Origin of the sequence: Enterobacter sp. MGH 16, from assembly GCF_000493175.1 — a bacterium.
Classification (GTDB): domain Bacteria; phylum Pseudomonadota; class Gammaproteobacteria; order Enterobacterales; family Enterobacteriaceae; genus Enterobacter; species Enterobacter roggenkampii.
Genome location: NZ_KI535695.1, coordinates 678,390 through 694,156 on the forward strand (window position 1 = coordinate 678,390; position 15,767 = coordinate 694,156).

Genomic DNA, 15,767 nt, shown 5'->3' on the forward strand with positions numbered 1-15,767 from the left:
AAAGACTGGGCTATGCTTACTGTCAGTAACTCACTGTTAAGGCATAGAAAAATGAAAGCATTCGATCTCCAGCGGATGGCGTTTGATAAAGTCCCTCCTGAATTTTTAGGCGAAGTGGCGCTGCGTAGTCTGTATACCTTCGTTCTGGTCTTCCTGTTTCTTAAAATCACCGGTCGTCGCGGCGTGCGGCAGATGTCGCTTTTTGAAGTATTGATCATCCTGACGCTGGGTTCCGCGGCGGGGGATGTCGCCTTCTATGATGATGTGCCGATGGTGCCGGTATTTATCGTTTTTGTCACACTGGCGCTGCTTTACCGCCTTGTCATGTGGCTGATGTCGAAAAGTGAAAAGCTGGAAGACCTGCTTGAAGGGAAGCCGGTCGTTATCGTCGAGGACGGTCAGCTGGCCTGGGAAAATGTGCAAAGTGCCAATATGACCGAGTTTGAGTTTTTTATGGAGCTACGCCTCAACAGCGTGGAACAACTCGGGCAGGTGCGTCTGGCGATCATGGAGACCAACGGGCAGATCAGCGTCTATTACTATTCTGACGATGAGGTGAGGCCGGGACTGTGCATCCTGCCGGATATGCTGGTCGAGCGTTTCAGAACCGTACCGGAATCAGGCGAGTATGCCTGCGTGAGATGTAGCCATGTCGTCGCGATGCAGCCGGGGGATCGTCAATTATGCCCCCGCTGTGCAAATCCGGAATGGACGAAGGTTAGCCGGGCTAAACGCATCACCTGACAGCCATTTTGTCGGTTTTGTCCTGGCGAGGCGGCAGATTGTTTTGTGTGACGCGGGGCACATTTCACGGGTCATAAGTTTTAGACATTGCGGCGCGTGTCACTGAATGATAAAACCGATATCCACAGTTATAACTTATGGCTTTTAGCGTGGTGAGGGGAAATGGCTCAAGTCTTTAATTTCAGTTCAGGTCCGGCAATGTTACCGGCAGACGTGCTTAAACAGGCTCAACAGGAACTTTGTGACTGGAACGGTCTGGGAACGTCGGTGATGGAAATCAGCCACCGGGGTAAAGAGTTTATTCAGGTGGCGGAAGAGGCAGAAAAGGATTTTCGCGATCTGCTGAATATTCCCTCGAACTACAAAGTATTGTTCTGTCACGGCGGCGGGCGCGGCCAGTTTGCAGGCGTACCGCTAAACATCCTGGGCGATAAAACGACGGCAGACTACGTTGACGCAGGCTACTGGGCGGCCAGTGCGGTGAAAGAAGCGCACAAATACTGCACGCCGAATGTGATTGACGCCAAAGTGACCGTTGACGGCCTGCGCGCCGTGAAGCCAATGAGCGAATGGCAGCTTTCTGATAACGCAGCGTATCTGCACTATTGCCCGAACGAAACCATTGACGGGATTGCCATCGACGAGACGCCGAACTTCGGTAAAGACGTCGTGGTTGCCGCTGACTTCTCCTCCACCATTCTTTCTGCACCAATTGACGTCAGCCGTTATGGCGTGATCTACGCGGGCGCGCAGAAAAATATCGGCCCTGCAGGCCTGACGATTGTTATCGTGCGTGAAGACCTGCTGGGTAAAGCGCATACATCGTGCCCGTCCATTCTTGATTACACCGTGCTGAACGACAACGATTCAATGTTCAACACCCCACCGACGTTTGCCTGGTACCTCTCCGGCCTGGTCTTCAAATGGCTGAAGCAAAACGGCGGCGTGGCGCAGATGGACAAAGTGAATCAGCAGAAAGCCGAACTGCTGTATGGCGTGATCGACAAGAGCGATTTCTACCGCAACGACGTGGCGAAAGCTAACCGTTCCCGCATGAACGTGCCGTTCCAGCTGGCGGACAGCAACCTGGATAAAGTGTTCCTGGAAGAGTCCTTCGCGGCCGGCCTGCACGCGCTGAAAGGTCACCGTGTCGTGGGCGGCATGCGTGCCTCCATCTATAACGCGATGCCGCTGGAAGGCGTTAAAGCGCTGACCGATTTCATGATCGACTTCGAACGTCGCCACGGTTAATCGCGCTGTTTTCACCCCCGTAGCCCTGCTGCGGGGTTTTTATTATGTTGAGTTGAGAGTTAAGTTTTCATGGAATCCCTGACGTTACAACCTATCGCGCGGGTAGATGGCACCATTAATCTGCCTGGTTCAAAAAGTGTCTCGAACCGCGCTCTGCTGCTGGCAGCACTGGCAAACGGCACCACCGTCCTTACAAACCTGCTGGACAGCGATGACGTGCGCCATATGCTCAATGCGCTGAAAGCGTTGGGTGTTCATTACACTCTCTCCGACGATCGTACCCGCTGCGAAGTGACCGGCAACGGCGGCGCGCTGCAGACGGGTGAAGAGCTTGAGCTGTTTCTGGGCAACGCGGGTACCGCGATGCGTCCGCTGGCGGCGGCCCTGTGTCTTGGGCGCAACAACATTGTGCTGACCGGCGAGCCGCGCATGAAAGAGCGTCCGATTGGCCATCTGGTGGATGCTCTGCGTCAGGGCGGCGCGCAGATCGAGTATCTGGAGCAGGAAAATTATCCGCCACTGCGTCTGCGCGGGGGCTTTACCGGCGGTCACGTCGAGGTGGACGGCAGCGTCTCCAGCCAGTTCCTGACCGCGCTGCTGATGACCGCACCGCTGGCGCCGCAGGATACGGTTATCACGATTAAAGGCGAGCTGGTCTCCAAACCGTATATCGATATCACGCTGCACCTGATGAAAACCTTCGGCGTTGAGGTGGAAAACCAGTCTTATCAGCGTTTTGTCGTGCGTGGGGCGCAGCAGTACCAGTCTCCGGGCAGCTATCTTGTTGAAGGCGACGCCTCGTCGGCATCTTACTTCCTGGCGGCAGGCGCGATCAAAGGCGGTACCGTGAAGGTGACCGGTATTGGCCGCAACAGCGTGCAGGGTGACATTCGTTTTGCGGACGTGCTGGAAAAAATGGGCGCGGTTGTGACCTGGGGTGATGACTTCATTTCCTGTACCCACGGCGAGCTGAAGGCCATCGACATGGACATGAACCATATTCCGGACGCGGCGATGACCATTGCCACGGCGGCGCTGTTTGCAAAAGGCACCACCACGCTGCGTAACATCTACAACTGGCGCGTAAAAGAGACTGACCGTCTGTTTGCGATGGCGACTGAGCTGCGTAAGGTCGGAGCAGAGGTGGAAGAGGGCGAAGACTACATTCGCGTCACGCCTCCTGCAAAACTGCAGGTTGCCGAGATCGGCACCTACAACGATCACCGTATGGCGATGTGCTTCTCGCTGGTGGCACTGTCCGACACGCCTGTGACCATTCTCGATCCGAAATGTACGGCGAAAACGTTCCCGGACTACTTTGAACAGCTGGCACGCATTAGCACGCTGGCCTGATGACGCTTGCCGCATCACCTGATGCGGCATTTCCTTACGCTTCCTGACGAACACTTCCGTTCATTTCTTCTACACTCTGCTTCAATCAATCCGTAATTTGCACGCAAAGGTAACAGTTGCGCACGTTGACGCGTATAATGCGCGGCGTTCATGTAAACGGTATGCCTTATTTAAGGAGAAAAAGATGACGGCAATTGCCCCGGTAATCACCATTGACGGGCCGAGTGGCGCAGGGAAAGGGACTCTGTGCAAAGCGATGGCGGAAGCATTGCAATGGCATCTTTTAGATTCGGGAGCAATCTATCGCGTGCTGGCCCTGGCTGCGCTGCATCATCATGTGGACGTGGCGTCAGAAGAAGCGCTGGTTCCGCTGGCTGCGCATCTTGATGTGCGTTTCGTATCGACCAATGGCAACCTGGAAGTCATCCTTGAAGGGGAAGACGTGAGCGGGGAAATCCGTACTCAGGAAGTGGCGAATGCGGCCTCTCAGGTAGCGGCCTTCCCGCGCGTTCGTGAGGCGCTGTTACGCCGTCAGCGCGCGTTCCGTGAGGCCCCGGGTTTGATCGCGGACGGACGCGATATGGGAACCGTGGTATTCCCTGATGCACCTGTGAAAATTTTCCTTGACGCCTCTTCGGAAGAACGCGCTCAACGCCGCATGCTTCAGTTGCAGGAAAAGGGGTTTAGTGTTAACTTTGATCGCCTTTTATCCGAGATAAAAGAGCGCGATGACCGCGATCGTAACCGCGCCGTCGCCCCACTTGTTCCAGCAGAAGATGCATTAGTTCTGGATTCAACCAGTTTAACTATTGAGCAAGTGATTGAAAAAGCGCTACAATATGCGCGCCAAAAACTGGCACTCGCGTAATCGCGACCGATTTAGCAGTACCCCCGCTGCAATGGATTGACGGCGGGTATGTGAAACAACCCCATCCGGCACGGAGCCAGGTGGACGTTAATATTAACCTGAAGATTAAACATGACTGAATCTTTTGCTCAACTGTTTGAAGAATCCTTAAAAGAAATCGAAACCCGCCCGGGTTCCATCGTTCGCGGTGTTGTTGTTGCTATCGACAAAGACGTAGTACTGGTTGACGCCGGTCTGAAATCTGAGTCCGCCATTCCGGCAGAGCAGTTCAAAAACGCCCAGGGCGAGCTGGAAATCCAGGTTGGCGACGAAGTTGACGTTGCTCTGGACGCAGTAGAAGACGGCTTCGGTGAAACCCTGCTTTCTCGTGAGAAAGCGAAACGTCACGAAGCATGGATCACGCTGGAAAAAGCTTACGAAGAAGCTGAAACTGTGGTCGGTGTTATCAACGGCAAAGTTAAAGGTGGCTTCACTGTTGAGCTGAATGGTATTCGTGCGTTCCTGCCAGGTTCTCTGGTAGACGTTCGTCCAGTTCGTGACACCCTGCACCTGGAAGGCAAAGAGCTTGAGTTCAAAGTAATCAAGCTGGACCAGAAGCGTAACAACGTTGTTGTTTCCCGTCGTGCCGTTATCGAATCCGAAAACAGCGCAGAACGCGATCAGCTGCTGGAAAACCTGCAGGAAGGCATGGAAGTCAAAGGTATCGTTAAGAACCTCACTGACTACGGCGCATTCGTTGACCTGGGCGGCGTTGATGGCCTGCTGCACATCACCGACATGGCGTGGAAACGCGTTAAGCACCCAAGCGAAATCGTGAACGTGGGCGACGAAATCACTGTTAAAGTGCTGAAGTTCGACCGCGAGCGTACTCGTGTATCCCTCGGCCTGAAACAGCTGGGCGAAGATCCATGGGTAGCTATCGCTAAGCGTTACCCAGAAGGGACTAAACTGACTGGTCGCGTAACCAACCTGACTGACTACGGCTGCTTCGTTGAAATCGAAGAAGGCGTTGAAGGTCTGGTGCACGTTTCCGAAATGGACTGGACCAACAAAAACATCCACCCATCCAAAGTTGTTAACGTTGGTGATGTAGTGGAAGTGATGGTTCTGGATATCGACGAAGAACGTCGTCGTATCTCCCTGGGCCTGAAGCAGTGCAAAAACAACCCATGGCAGCAGTTCGCGGAAACCCACAACAAGGGCGACCGTGTTGAAGGTAAAATCAAGTCTATCACTGACTTCGGTATCTTCATTGGCCTGGACGGCGGCATCGATGGCCTGGTTCACCTGTCTGACATCTCCTGGAACGTTGCAGGCGAAGAAGCAGTTCGTGAATACAAAAAAGGCGACGAAATCGCTGCAGTTGTTCTGCAGGTTGACGCAGAGCGTGAGCGTATCTCCCTGGGCGTTAAACAGCTCGCAGAAGATCCGTTCAACAACTGGGTTGCACTGAACAAGAAAGGCGCAATCGTAAACGGTAAAGTCACTGCAGTTGACGCGAAAGGCGCAACCGTAGAACTGGCTGACGGCGTTGAAGGTTACCTGCGCGCTTCTGAAGCTTCCCGTGACCGTGTTGAAGATGCCACTCTGGTTCTGAACGTAGGCGACGACGTTGAAGCTAAGTTCACCGGTGTTGACCGTAAGAACCGTGCAATCAGCCTGTCTGTTCGTGCTAAAGACGAAGCTGATGAGAAAGATGCAATCGCAACTGTTAACAAACAGGAAGATGCAAACTTCTCTAACAACGCAATGGCTGAAGCTTTCAAAGCAGCTAAAGGCGAGTAATATCAGGTTCTCAGCATCATTTGCGCTGTAACGCATTTACAGCGCGAAGGATGAGGAGCAAACTTGACAGATTACAGGATTCGTCCTGTAATCAATAACAAAGGGCGGCTACGGCCGCCCTTGTTTAATGAGCTGTTCAGCTAATTGGTTTGAAAGGAACCGGAGGAATCATGACCAAGTCAGAATTGATTGAAAGACTTGCCAGTCAGCAACCGCATATCCCTGCCAAGGCAGTGGAAGATGCCGTAAAAGAGATGCTGGAGCATATGGCCTCCACTCTTGCCCAGGGCGAGCGCATTGAAATCCGCGGTTTCGGTAGTTTTTCTCTGCACTATCGTGCTCCACGTACCGGGCGTAACCCGAAAACTGGCGATAAAGTCGAACTGGAAGGTAAGTACGTTCCACACTTTAAGCCGGGTAAAGAACTGCGCGATCGCGCCAATATTTACGGCAACTGAGTTTAGCCAGCCGGTTAAACTGGGTTCGAAAGAAAGCACCTGCGGGTGCTTTTTTTGTCGCTGTCGCTTTCTTTCTCAAGGTGCCCCGCATTTTCCGTTTCGTTTTCTGCAACCCGTTAAATACCTTGCTGCGCTTGCCGTAAATCGTATTCTTCACACCTGACGACCGCTCAGCCTGCTTGCATACTGCCACCCTGAAACAGGGAGGTAGCAATGGGAATTCCCGCGCTTAGCATCTGCGCCATTCTGGCGATAGTTCCGTTACTCTGGTTACCTGAACTGCCTTCCCCCAACACCGTTTGGGTAATGATGGCTGGCGGGCTAGCGCTTGCTGCATGGCAAAACAGTCGACTGAAGTATGCGGGTATGACGCTGTTATTTTGTGCCTGGGGCATTTTTGCCGCGCAGGAGAGCATCTGGCCGATGCAGCATTTAACAACGGGGGCCGTGCAGGCTGAGATAGAGCTCACCGCGACCGACGGCGCCACTCAACATCAGGGAAGCATTCTAAGCGTCAATGGCAAGCGCTGGTGGGCCTCTACCGGCGTAACGCTGTATGGCAATTATCTGCCGCAAAAGGCGTGTGCAGGGCAGCGCTGGAGCGTGACGCTCAGGCTCAGGCCTGCACACGGCGAACTCAACGACGGCGGTTATGATTCTCAGCGCAGCGCTTTTGCCCGACATCAAACGCTGAGCGGGCGCTTCACCCGTGCGGAGATCGTCGACGGGCGCTGCAGCCTGCGAGCGCAATATCTGATGTCGCTGCAAAACCGACTTTCAGCTTACCGATGGGGAGCGGTTATCCTGGGGCTTGGGATGGGAGAACGCCTGGAAGTATCCCATGAAATAAAAGACCTGATGCGGGAAACCGGCACGCTGCATCTGATGGCGATTTCGGGTCTGCATATCGCGCTGGCAGCCTCTCTCGTCTGGTTACTTGCTCGTGGACTCCAGTTTTTATTACCCAGCCACCGCGTCCACTGGCAAATGCCTCTCCTTGCCGGGTTGTTCTTTGCTGCTTTCTACGCCTGGCTTACCGGTCTGCAACCGCCTGCGCTGAGGACGATCATCGCCCTTGCGGTGCTTGCTCTGTTGCGGATTACTGGCCGTCAATGGTCTCCCTGGCAGGTTTGGAGCTGCTGCATCGCGGCGATACTGATTAACGATCCCCTGGCCGTACTTTCGCAGAGTCTGGTTCTGTCAGCCTTTGCCGTCGCCGCGCTGATTTTCTGGTTTCAGTGGCTGCCTCTTCCCGACTGGAATTGGACACGACGGATGCGGCCGCTACTGAACCTGATTTATCTGCAGATCGGGATGTTGCTGCTGCTCATGCCGTTACAGGTTCTGATTTTCCATGGCTTCAGCTTCTCCTCCCTTGTCGCGAATCTCTTTGCCGTTCCCCTGGTAACCTTTGTCTCCGTCCCGCTGATCCTGCTCGGTATGCTGCTCCATTTGCTACCGCTGGCTGCGGTAGAAAGTGCCATCTGGTTTGCCGCCGATAAGTCGCTTGCGGGACTCTTCTGGCTACTGATGCGCCTGCCAGATGGCTGGCAGAATGTTGATCAACGCTGGCAAATCATGGCATTACTGCCGTGGTTGAGTATTATTGCCTGGCGTTTTCGTGCCTGGAAAACCGTTCCTGCCGTTTGTCTTGCAGGCAGTGTCCTGCTGACATTTCCCCTCTGGCGAGCGGCAAAAAGCGAGAGCTGGACGCTGCATATGCTGGACGTGGGGCAGGGGCTGGCCATGGTCATTGAAAGGCAGGGAAAAGCCATTCTTTATGATACCGGGCTCGCCTGGCCGGACGGAGACAGCGCGCAGCGGTTAATTATTCCCTGGCTTCGCTGGCATCACCTGCGGCCAGACGGGGTGATTCTCAGTCATGAACACCTCGACCATGCAGGAGGCCTCGCGTCGTTGCAAAAAGCATGGCCGGATATATGGGTAAGAAGCCCGTTACGCAGGACGGGACACCGCCCTTGTTTTCGTGGGCAGAAATGGGAATGGCAGGGATTAACCTTCACCGTCCACTGGCCTCCTGAAAATTACCCGGCCCAGGGGAATAACCATTCCTGTGTGGTAAAGGTGGACGACGGGGAGCAAAGCGTTCTGCTAACAGGGGACATTGAAGTGCAGGCGGAACAGGCTATGCTTAGCCATTACTGGCGTCATCTGAGGGCCACGCTCATACAGGTCCCCCATCATGGCAGCAATACCTCGTCTTCATTGCCGCTGGTACAGCGGGTGGAAGGACAGATCGCCCTGGATTCTGCGGCCCGTTATAACGCATGGCACTTCCCGTCGGCAAAAGTCGTTCGACGTTATCGAAAAGAGGGATATATCTGGCACGATACCCCTCATTCAGGACAAATATCGGTGACATTCTCGCAACATCACTGGCAAATCCGGCGCTTGCGAGAGCAAATTTTACCACGTTGGTATCATCAGTGGTTTGGCGCGCCCGTCGATAACGGGTAGAATATGCGGCTATTTCAACAATGCTGGTTTTTTGAATGCATAACGACAAAGATCTCTCCACGTGGCAAACGTTCCGCCGACTCTGGCCGATGATTGCCCCCTTTAAAGCAGGCTTGATCGTGGCGGGTGTAGCGTTAATCCTCAACGCAGCCAGCGATACCTTTATGCTATCGCTTCTCAAACCGTTACTGGACGACGGTTTTGGTAAAACGGATCGCTCAGTGCTGCTATGGATGCCTCTGGTGGTTATCGGACTGATGATCTTACGCGGTATCACCAGCTATATCTCCAGCTACTGCATTTCCTGGGTATCCGGGAAAGTGGTGATGACCATGCGCCGTCGGCTGTTCAGTCACATGATGGGCATGCCGGTTGCGTTCTTTGACAAGCAGTCAACCGGGACGCTGCTGTCGCGGATCACCTACGACTCCGAGCAGGTTGCCTCTTCCTCTTCCAGCGCGCTGATTACGGTTGTGCGCGAGGGCGCGTCGATTATCGGCCTGTTCGTGATGATGTTCTACTACAGCTGGCAGCTGTCGCTCATCCTTATCGTTCTGGCACCGGTGGTTTCTATTGCTATCCGCGTCGTGTCAAAACGCTTCCGTAATATCAGCAAGAATATGCAGAATACGATGGGGCAGGTGACTACCAGCGCAGAGCAGATGCTGAAAGGGCATAAAGAAGTGCTGATTTTTGGTGGTCAGGACGTTGAAACCAAACGCTTTGATAAAGTGAGCAACAAAATGCGTCTGCAGGGGATGAAAATGGTCTCGGCCTCTTCTATCTCCGACCCGATTATTCAGCTGATTGCCTCACTGGCGCTGGCGTTCGTTCTGTATGCGGCAAGCTTCCCGAGCGTCATGGAGACGCTGACGGCGGGTACCATCACCGTGGTCTTCTCCTCAATGATCGCCCTGATGCGTCCGCTGAAATCACTGACAAACGTCAACGCCCAGTTCCAGCGTGGGATGGCGGCCTGTCAGACCCTGTTCAGCATTCTGGATTCCGAGCAGGAAAAAGATGAAGGCAAACGCGTCATTGAGCGCGCGAACGGTGACGTTGAGTTCCGCAATGTGACCTTTACCTATCCTGGTCGTGAAACACCGGCTCTGCGCAATATCAACCTGACCATTCCGGCGGGGAAAACCGTTGCGCTGGTAGGCCGTTCCGGCTCGGGTAAATCGACCATTGCCAGCCTGATCACCCGTTTCTACGACATTGACGAAGGTGAAATTCTGTTAGACGGTCACGATCTGCGGGAGTATACCCTGCAGTCGCTCCGTAACCAGGTGGCGCTGGTCTCCCAGAACGTGCACCTGTTCAACGATACCGTGGCAAACAATATTGCTTATGCACGCACTGAAGAGTACAGCCGCGAGCAGATTGAGAACGCCGCACGTATGGCCTACGCGATGGACTTTATCAACAAGATGGATAACGGTCTGGATACCATCATCGGCGAGAACGGTGTACTGCTCTCCGGTGGGCAGCGTCAGCGTATCGCCATTGCCCGAGCGCTGCTGCGCGACAGCCCGATACTGATCCTGGACGAAGCGACCTCTGCGCTGGATACGGAATCTGAACGCGCGATTCAGTCGGCGCTGGATGAGCTGCAAAAGAACCGCACCTCGCTGGTGATTGCGCACCGTCTGTCGACTATCGAGCAGGCTGATGAAATCGTCGTGGTTGAGGATGGGGTCATTGTTGAACGCGGAAGCCATGCTGATCTGCTGGAACACCGCGGCGTTTACGCTCAGCTTCATAAGATGCAGTTCGGCGAATGATTGCACGCATCTGGTCCGGTGAATCCCCGCTGTGGCTGCTGCTTTTGCCGCTCTCCTGGCTCTACGGCCTGGTGAGCGGCATTATCCGTCTGCTTTATCGTCTTGGGGTGAAGCGGGCCTGGCGCGCGCCGGTGCCCGTTGTGGTCGTCGGTAATCTTACGGCGGGCGGCAACGGCAAAACGCCGGTGGTGATCTGGCTGGTCGAGCAGTTGCAAAAGCGCGGTATACGCCCGGGCGTGGTATCGCGGGGATATGGTGGTAAAGCGGCGCATTACCCGCTGTTGCTGACAGCGGAAACCACGACGGCTGAAGCGGGTGATGAACCGGTATTGATTTTCCAGCGTACTGGCGCCCCTGTTGCGGTCTCCCCGGTGCGCAGCGATGCCGTCCGGGCCCTGCTTGCCGAACATGCGGTACAGATCATTATCACTGACGATGGTCTGCAGCATTATGCCCTGGCGCGAGATAAAGAGATTGTGGTCATCGACGGGGTTCGCCGTTTTGGGAACGGCTGGTGGTTACCTGCCGGACCCATGCGCGAACGCGCTTCGCGTCTGACGTCCGTGGATGCGGTGATCGTGAACGGTGGTGAGGCGAAAACGGGTGAAATCCCGATGCGCCTGCAGCCGGGTCTGGCAATCAACCTGGTGACGGGTGAACGCCGGTCGGTTTCAGAGCTGCCTTCACTGGTAGCGATGGCGGGCATTGGTCATCCGCCGCGCTTCTTCGCGACGCTGGAACAGTGTGGTGCCCGGCTGGAAAAACGCGTTCCGCTGGCCGACCATCAGGCGCTGGTGGAAGGGCAGGTAGACGCCCTGACCACATCCGGGCAGTCGCTGATCATGACCGAAAAAGATGCGGTGAAATGCCGTGCCTTTGCGAAAGATAACTGGTGGTATCTGCCGGTTGACGCCGAACTCAGCGGTGAGCAGCCGGAACATTTGCTCAAGGAACTGATTGCGTTGGTGCACTAAAGGCTTACGCGGTTCTGGTGGCGCTTTGACTGACAGGAAAACGCATGTCTTTACCGCAACTCTCGCTCTCAGCCGCACGTAATCTCCACCTTGCCGCGCAGGGGCTGCTCAAAAAGCCCCGCCGCCGCGCGCAGCCTGCCGATATTCTCTCTACCGTACAGCGCATGTCGCTACTCCAGATCGACACCATTAATATTGTGGCACGTAGCCCTTACCTGGTGCTGTTCAGCCGCCTGGGGAGCTATCCTTCTCAGTGGCTGGATGAGGCGCTCAGCAAGGGGGAGTTGATGGAGTACTGGGCGCACGAAGCCTGCTTCCTGCCCCGCAGCGATTTTGCCCTTGTGCGTCACCGTATGCTTGCGCCGGAAAAGATGGGCTGGAAATACCGGCAGGCGTGGATGCAGGAACATGCGGCTGAAATAGAGCAGCTCATCGCGCATATTCAGGAAAACGGTCCTGTACGCTCCGCCGATTTTGAACACCCGCGCAAAGGTACAAGCGGCTGGTGGGAGTGGAAGCCGCACAAGCGTCATCTCGAAGGCCTGTTTACCTCAGGCAAAGTCATGGTGATTGAGCGGCGTAATTTTCAGCGTGTCTACGACCTCACGCATCGCGTGATGCCCCACTGGGACGACGAGCGCGACCTGCTTACCCAGGAGGCGGCCGAGGCCATTATGTTAGAAAACAGCGCCCGTAGTCTGGGGATTTTTCGCACGCAATGGCTGGCAGATTATTATCGCCTGCGCCAGCCCGCGCTGAAACCGCTGCTGGACATGTGGCAACGCGAACAGCGCGTCATTCCCGTTACCGTGGAAACGCTGGGCGAAATGTGGCTACATGCGGATCTCCTCCCGCTATTGCCTCAGGCCCTGGAGGGGAAACTGCAGGCGACCCACAGCGCGGTATTGTCGCCTTTCGACCCGGTCGTCTGGGACAGAAAACGCGCCGAGCAACTCTTTGATTTCAGCTACCGGCTGGAATGTTATACCCCGGCCCCAAAGCGCCAGTATGGTTACTTTGTTTTACCGCTGCTGCATAAGGGACAGCTGGTCGGGCGCATGGATGCCAAAATGCACCGCAAGACCGGCACGCTTGAAATCATTGCGCTTTATTTGCAAGAGGGCGTCAGGGTGACGGCGAGCCTGGAAAAAGGGTTAACGTCCGCCATTAGCGAATTCGCGCGCTGGCAGGGGGCCGACGACGTGACGCTGGGCCGGGTACCTGACGGATTGTTTACATCCTGTCGAAGTGGCTGGGAAACAGGCACGCCCTGAAAAAGGAATGTGTTAAGCTTTAGTGATTACCCATACGGAGGAACTATGGATCACCGTTTACTTGAAATTATTGCCTGCCCGGTATGCAACGGCAAACTCTACTACAGCCAGGACAAACAAGAGCTCATTTGCAAGCTGGACAGCCTGGCTTTCCCGCTGCGCGACGGTATTCCTGTATTGCTGGAAAACGAAGCCCGTTCCCTGGTGGCAGAAGAGAGCAAACCATGAGTTTTGTTGTCATTATTCCTGCGCGTTACGCTTCAACCCGTCTGCCGGGTAAGCCGCTGGTGGATATCAATGGCAAGCCGATGATTGTGCATGTCCTTGAGCGTGCGCGTGAATCCGGTGCTTACCGCGTGATTGTTGCCACCGATCATCCGGATGTCGCTCGTGCGGTTGAGGCGGCAGGCGGTGAGGTATGCATGACCCGCGCAGATCACCAGTCCGGCACCGAGCGTCTGGCGGAAGTGGTTGAGAAATGCGGTTTCAGTGATGATACGGTTATCGTAAACGTGCAGGGTGACGAGCCGATGATCCCCGCGGTGATTATCCGTCAGGTGGCCGAAAACCTGGCGCAGCGTCAGGTCGGAATGGCCACGCTGGCGGTACCCATTCATCATGCAGAAGAAGCTTTCAACCCGAATGCGGTGAAGGTCGTCATGGATGCGGAAGGCTATGCGCTCTATTTCTCCCGTGCCACGATCCCGTGGGATCGCGATCGCTTTGCGCTTTCTAAAGAGACCATCGGTGATACCTTCCTGCGTCATATTGGGATCTACGGCTATCGCGCCGGCTTTATTCGCCGCTATGTGGCCTGGGCGCCGAGCCCGCTGGAGCATATCGAAATGCTGGAGCAGCTCCGCGTGCTCTGGTACGGCGAGAAAATTCACGTTGCCGTTGCTGAGGAAGTTCCCGGCACGGGCGTAGACACCCCTGAAGATCTTGAGCGCGTCCGCGCCGAATTGCGTTAATCTTACCGGCATCTCTCCGCAGGGAGAGATGCACTCTCCGGTTTATTTTTCACTTTCTTTTTCCTGATTGATCTCTTCCGGGTGACATCTTCATTAAGGACGCTCATTATAAAAGCAGTAGTCTTAATGGGGGTAATCTCATATGGAACAGCTGCGTGCCGAACTTAGCCATCTGCTGGGTGAAAAGTTAAGCCGGGTCGAATGCGTGAGTGAAAAAGCCGATACCGCGCTCTGGTCGTTGTACGACAGTGAGGGTAACCCAATGCCGCTGATGGCACGGAGTTTCACGTCACCCGGCGTTGCCAGGCAGCTTGCATGGAAAATGTCGATGCTGGCGCGGGAGGGAACCGTGCGTATGCCGACGGTGTACGGCGTGATGACCCATGAGGAACACCCCGGCCCGGACGTACTGCTGATTGAACGTTTACGTGGTGTACCCGTTGAAGCGCCCGCGCGAACGCCGGAACGCTGGGAACAGCTAAAAGACCAGATTGTCGAGGCGCTGCTGGCGTGGCACCGTCAGGATAGCCGCGGACTTGTTGGGCCGGTCGACAGCACTCAGGAAAATCTCTGGCCGCTGTGGTATCGCCAGCGGGTTGAAGTGCTGTGGGGAACGCTTAACCAGTTCAACAATACCGGTTTAACCATGCAGGACAAACGTATTCTCTTTCGCACCCGGGAGTGTTTACCGGCGCTGTTCGAAGGTTTTAACGATAACTGTGTGTTGATCCACGGTAACTTCACCCTGCGGAGTATGCTAAAAGACCCCCGCAGCGATCAGCTTCTGGCGATGGTAGGGCCGGGGATCATGCTCTGGGCTCCGCGCGAATATGAGCTGTTCAGGCTCAGCGACAGCGGGGCGGCGGAAGGTTTACTGTGGCATTACCTTCAACGCGCCCCCGTTGCGGAAGCGTTTCTCTGGCGGCGCTGGCTCTACCTGCTCTGGGACGAAGTTGCGCAGCTGGTTAATACCGGACGCTTTAATCGCGCAAACTTCGATCTGGCGACCAAATCACTCTTGCCCTGGCTCGCCTGAGGAACCTTTCAGCCACTGCCAGAGGCGTCCGAGCATCTCATAACCAACGCGATCGCTATGCATCAGCCACATCGGGGAGGGGATTACCCGCTCCCACGGATTAAGCGGCGCGTCGATGGCCATCTGGTTCGCCGGTGCGGGAAGCGGGTGCAGGCCCTGTTTTTCAAAGAAAATCATCGCGCGTGGCAGGTGCGAGGCGGAGGTCACCAGTAAGAACGGGGCATCGCCAATCGCCTGCTTCACTGCGGCAGCTTCTTCTTCAGTATCTTTCGGGCTGTCCAGCGTGATGATTGAGGAGCGCGGTACGCCGAGTGATTCCGCGACCCGGGCGCCCGCTTCCGCCGTACTCACCGGGTTCGTTTTGGCCGCCGCGCCGGTGAAGATCATTTTTGATCCCGGATTCGCCAGCCAGAGGCGAATGCCTTCGTTTAGCCGCGGCAGGCTGTTGTTGATCAGGTTTGAGCTGGGGGCCCAGTCAGGATCCCAGGTATATCCGCCGCCCAGCACCACGATGTACGCCGCTTTCTGATTTCCCTGCCATGTCGGGTACCTGTTTTCGATGGGGCGTAACAGACCATCAGCCACCGGCTGCAGGCTCAGCAGCAGCAGGACCAACCAGCCGAACGTGATCAGCGTTTTGCCACTCTTCTGAAAGCGACTGAACCACACCAGCGCCAGCCCCAGCGCGATGATGATGAGCAGCAGCGGAAGGGGAAGCATCATCCCTCCAATGTATTTCTTAAGGGTAAAAAGCATCCTTTTTGGTTCCTTTTTTGACCATATAGCAGGTG

At 55.4% G+C, this 15,767-nt stretch carries 14 protein-coding genes; 13 read left to right on the forward strand and 1 reads right to left on the reverse strand.

Translation table 11 applies throughout. The annotated features are described in order from the left end of the window. The first annotated feature begins 51 nt into the window (after positions 1-51). From L362_RS19520 to L362_RS19460, 13 genes are all read left to right on the forward strand, one after another. Positions 52-744, forward strand: a complete 693-nt coding sequence (locus tag L362_RS19520) for a DUF421 domain-containing protein (RefSeq protein ID WP_023343682.1) — start codon at positions 52-54, stop codon at positions 742-744. A 162-nt stretch (positions 745-906) separates the two neighbouring features. Then, on the forward strand, positions 907-1,995 hold the full coding sequence (serC, locus tag L362_RS19515) for a 3-phosphoserine/phosphohydroxythreonine transaminase (protein WP_021240877.1): 1,089 nt from the start codon (positions 907-909) through the stop codon (positions 1,993-1,995). 69 nt (positions 1,996-2,064) lie between these two features. Further along, on the forward strand, positions 2,065-3,348 hold the full coding sequence (gene aroA / locus L362_RS19510) for a 3-phosphoshikimate 1-carboxyvinyltransferase (RefSeq protein ID WP_008499969.1): 1,284 nt from the start codon (positions 2,065-2,067) through the stop codon (positions 3,346-3,348). A 184-nt stretch (positions 3,349-3,532) separates the two neighbouring features. Next, on the forward strand, positions 3,533-4,216 hold the full coding sequence (gene cmk / locus L362_RS19505; RefSeq protein WP_008499967.1) for a (d)CMP kinase: 684 nt from the start codon (positions 3,533-3,535) through the stop codon (positions 4,214-4,216). Between the two features lie 111 nt (positions 4,217-4,327). Further along, positions 4,328-6,001, forward strand: coding sequence for a 30S ribosomal protein S1 (gene rpsA / locus L362_RS19500; protein ID WP_008499966.1), 1,674 nt, complete (start codon positions 4,328-4,330; stop codon positions 5,999-6,001). A gap of 170 nt (positions 6,002-6,171) precedes the next feature. Next, on the forward strand, positions 6,172-6,459 hold the full coding sequence (gene ihfB, locus L362_RS19495) for an integration host factor subunit beta (protein ID WP_008499965.1): 288 nt from the start codon (positions 6,172-6,174) through the stop codon (positions 6,457-6,459). A gap of 213 nt (positions 6,460-6,672) precedes the next feature. Then, a complete protein-coding gene (locus L362_RS19490; RefSeq protein ID WP_023343683.1) occupies positions 6,673-8,937 on the forward strand; it encodes a ComEC family protein in 2,265 nt (754 codons plus the stop codon). A gap of 35 nt (positions 8,938-8,972) precedes the next feature. After that, a complete protein-coding gene (gene msbA, locus L362_RS19485) occupies positions 8,973-10,721 on the forward strand; it encodes a lipid A ABC transporter ATP-binding protein/permease MsbA (protein WP_008499963.1) in 1,749 nt (582 codons plus the stop codon). After that, positions 10,718-11,695, forward strand: a complete 978-nt coding sequence (lpxK, locus tag L362_RS19480; RefSeq protein WP_023343684.1) for a tetraacyldisaccharide 4'-kinase — start codon at positions 10,718-10,720, stop codon at positions 11,693-11,695. The genes msbA and lpxK overlap by 4 nt, the downstream gene beginning before the upstream one ends. A gap of 44 nt (positions 11,696-11,739) precedes the next feature. Continuing rightward, positions 11,740-12,969, forward strand: coding sequence for a winged helix-turn-helix domain-containing protein (locus L362_RS19475; protein ID WP_023343685.1), 1,230 nt, complete (start codon positions 11,740-11,742; stop codon positions 12,967-12,969). Between the two features lie 45 nt (positions 12,970-13,014). Continuing rightward, complete coding sequence (ycaR, locus tag L362_RS19470) at positions 13,015-13,197, forward strand: protein YcaR (protein WP_006174474.1); 183 nt, start codon at positions 13,015-13,017, stop codon at positions 13,195-13,197. Then, positions 13,194-13,940: a 3-deoxy-manno-octulosonate cytidylyltransferase gene (gene kdsB / locus L362_RS19465; RefSeq protein ID WP_023343686.1), complete on the forward strand. Its 747-nt coding sequence runs from the start codon at positions 13,194-13,196 to the stop codon at positions 13,938-13,940. The genes ycaR and kdsB overlap by 4 nt, the downstream gene beginning before the upstream one ends. Positions 13,941-14,082: 142 nt before the next feature. Further along, complete coding sequence (locus L362_RS19460; protein ID WP_008499958.1) at positions 14,083-14,976, forward strand: YcbJ family phosphotransferase; 894 nt, start codon at positions 14,083-14,085, stop codon at positions 14,974-14,976. Here L362_RS19460 and elyC read toward each other — a convergent pair. After that, positions 14,953-15,732 (reverse strand): envelope biogenesis factor ElyC, encoded by a 780-nt coding sequence (gene elyC / locus L362_RS19455; protein ID WP_023343687.1) that lies wholly within the window; start codon positions 15,730-15,732, stop codon positions 14,953-14,955. The two genes, L362_RS19460 and elyC, sit on opposite strands and share 24 nt — an antisense overlap. Positions 15,733-15,767: the final 35 nt, after the last annotated feature.

Bases quoted from the DNA above. Each gene is read 5' to 3' on its own strand.
- L362_RS19490 (WP_023343683.1), top strand. From the start codon at position 6,673: ATGGGAATTCCCGCGCTTAGCATCTGCGCCATTCTGGCGATAGTTCCG.
- ihfB (WP_008499965.1), top strand. From the start codon at position 6,172: ATGACCAAGTCAGAATTGATTGAAAGACTTGCCAGTCAGCAACCGCAT.
- kdsB (WP_023343686.1), top strand. From the start codon at position 13,194: ATGAGTTTTGTTGTCATTATTCCTGCGCGTTACGCTTCAACCCGTCTG.
- ycaR (WP_006174474.1), top strand. From the start codon at position 13,015: ATGGATCACCGTTTACTTGAAATTATTGCCTGCCCGGTATGCAACGGC.
- rpsA (WP_008499966.1), top strand. From the start codon at position 4,328: ATGACTGAATCTTTTGCTCAACTGTTTGAAGAATCCTTAAAAGAAATC.
- L362_RS19520 (WP_023343682.1), top strand. From the start codon at position 52: ATGAAAGCATTCGATCTCCAGCGGATGGCGTTTGATAAAGTCCCTCCT.
- aroA (WP_008499969.1), top strand. From the start codon at position 2,065: ATGGAATCCCTGACGTTACAACCTATCGCGCGGGTAGATGGCACCATT.
- L362_RS19475 (WP_023343685.1), top strand. From the start codon at position 11,740: ATGTCTTTACCGCAACTCTCGCTCTCAGCCGCACGTAATCTCCACCTT.
- serC (WP_021240877.1), top strand. From the start codon at position 907: ATGGCTCAAGTCTTTAATTTCAGTTCAGGTCCGGCAATGTTACCGGCA.
- msbA (WP_008499963.1), top strand. From the start codon at position 8,973: ATGCATAACGACAAAGATCTCTCCACGTGGCAAACGTTCCGCCGACTC.
- elyC (WP_023343687.1), bottom strand. From the start codon at position 15,732: ATGCTTTTTACCCTTAAGAAATACATTGGAGGGATGATGCTTCCCCTT.
- lpxK (WP_023343684.1), top strand. From the start codon at position 10,718: ATGATTGCACGCATCTGGTCCGGTGAATCCCCGCTGTGGCTGCTGCTT.
- cmk (WP_008499967.1), top strand. From the start codon at position 3,533: ATGACGGCAATTGCCCCGGTAATCACCATTGACGGGCCGAGTGGCGCA.
- L362_RS19460 (WP_008499958.1), top strand. From the start codon at position 14,083: ATGGAACAGCTGCGTGCCGAACTTAGCCATCTGCTGGGTGAAAAGTTA.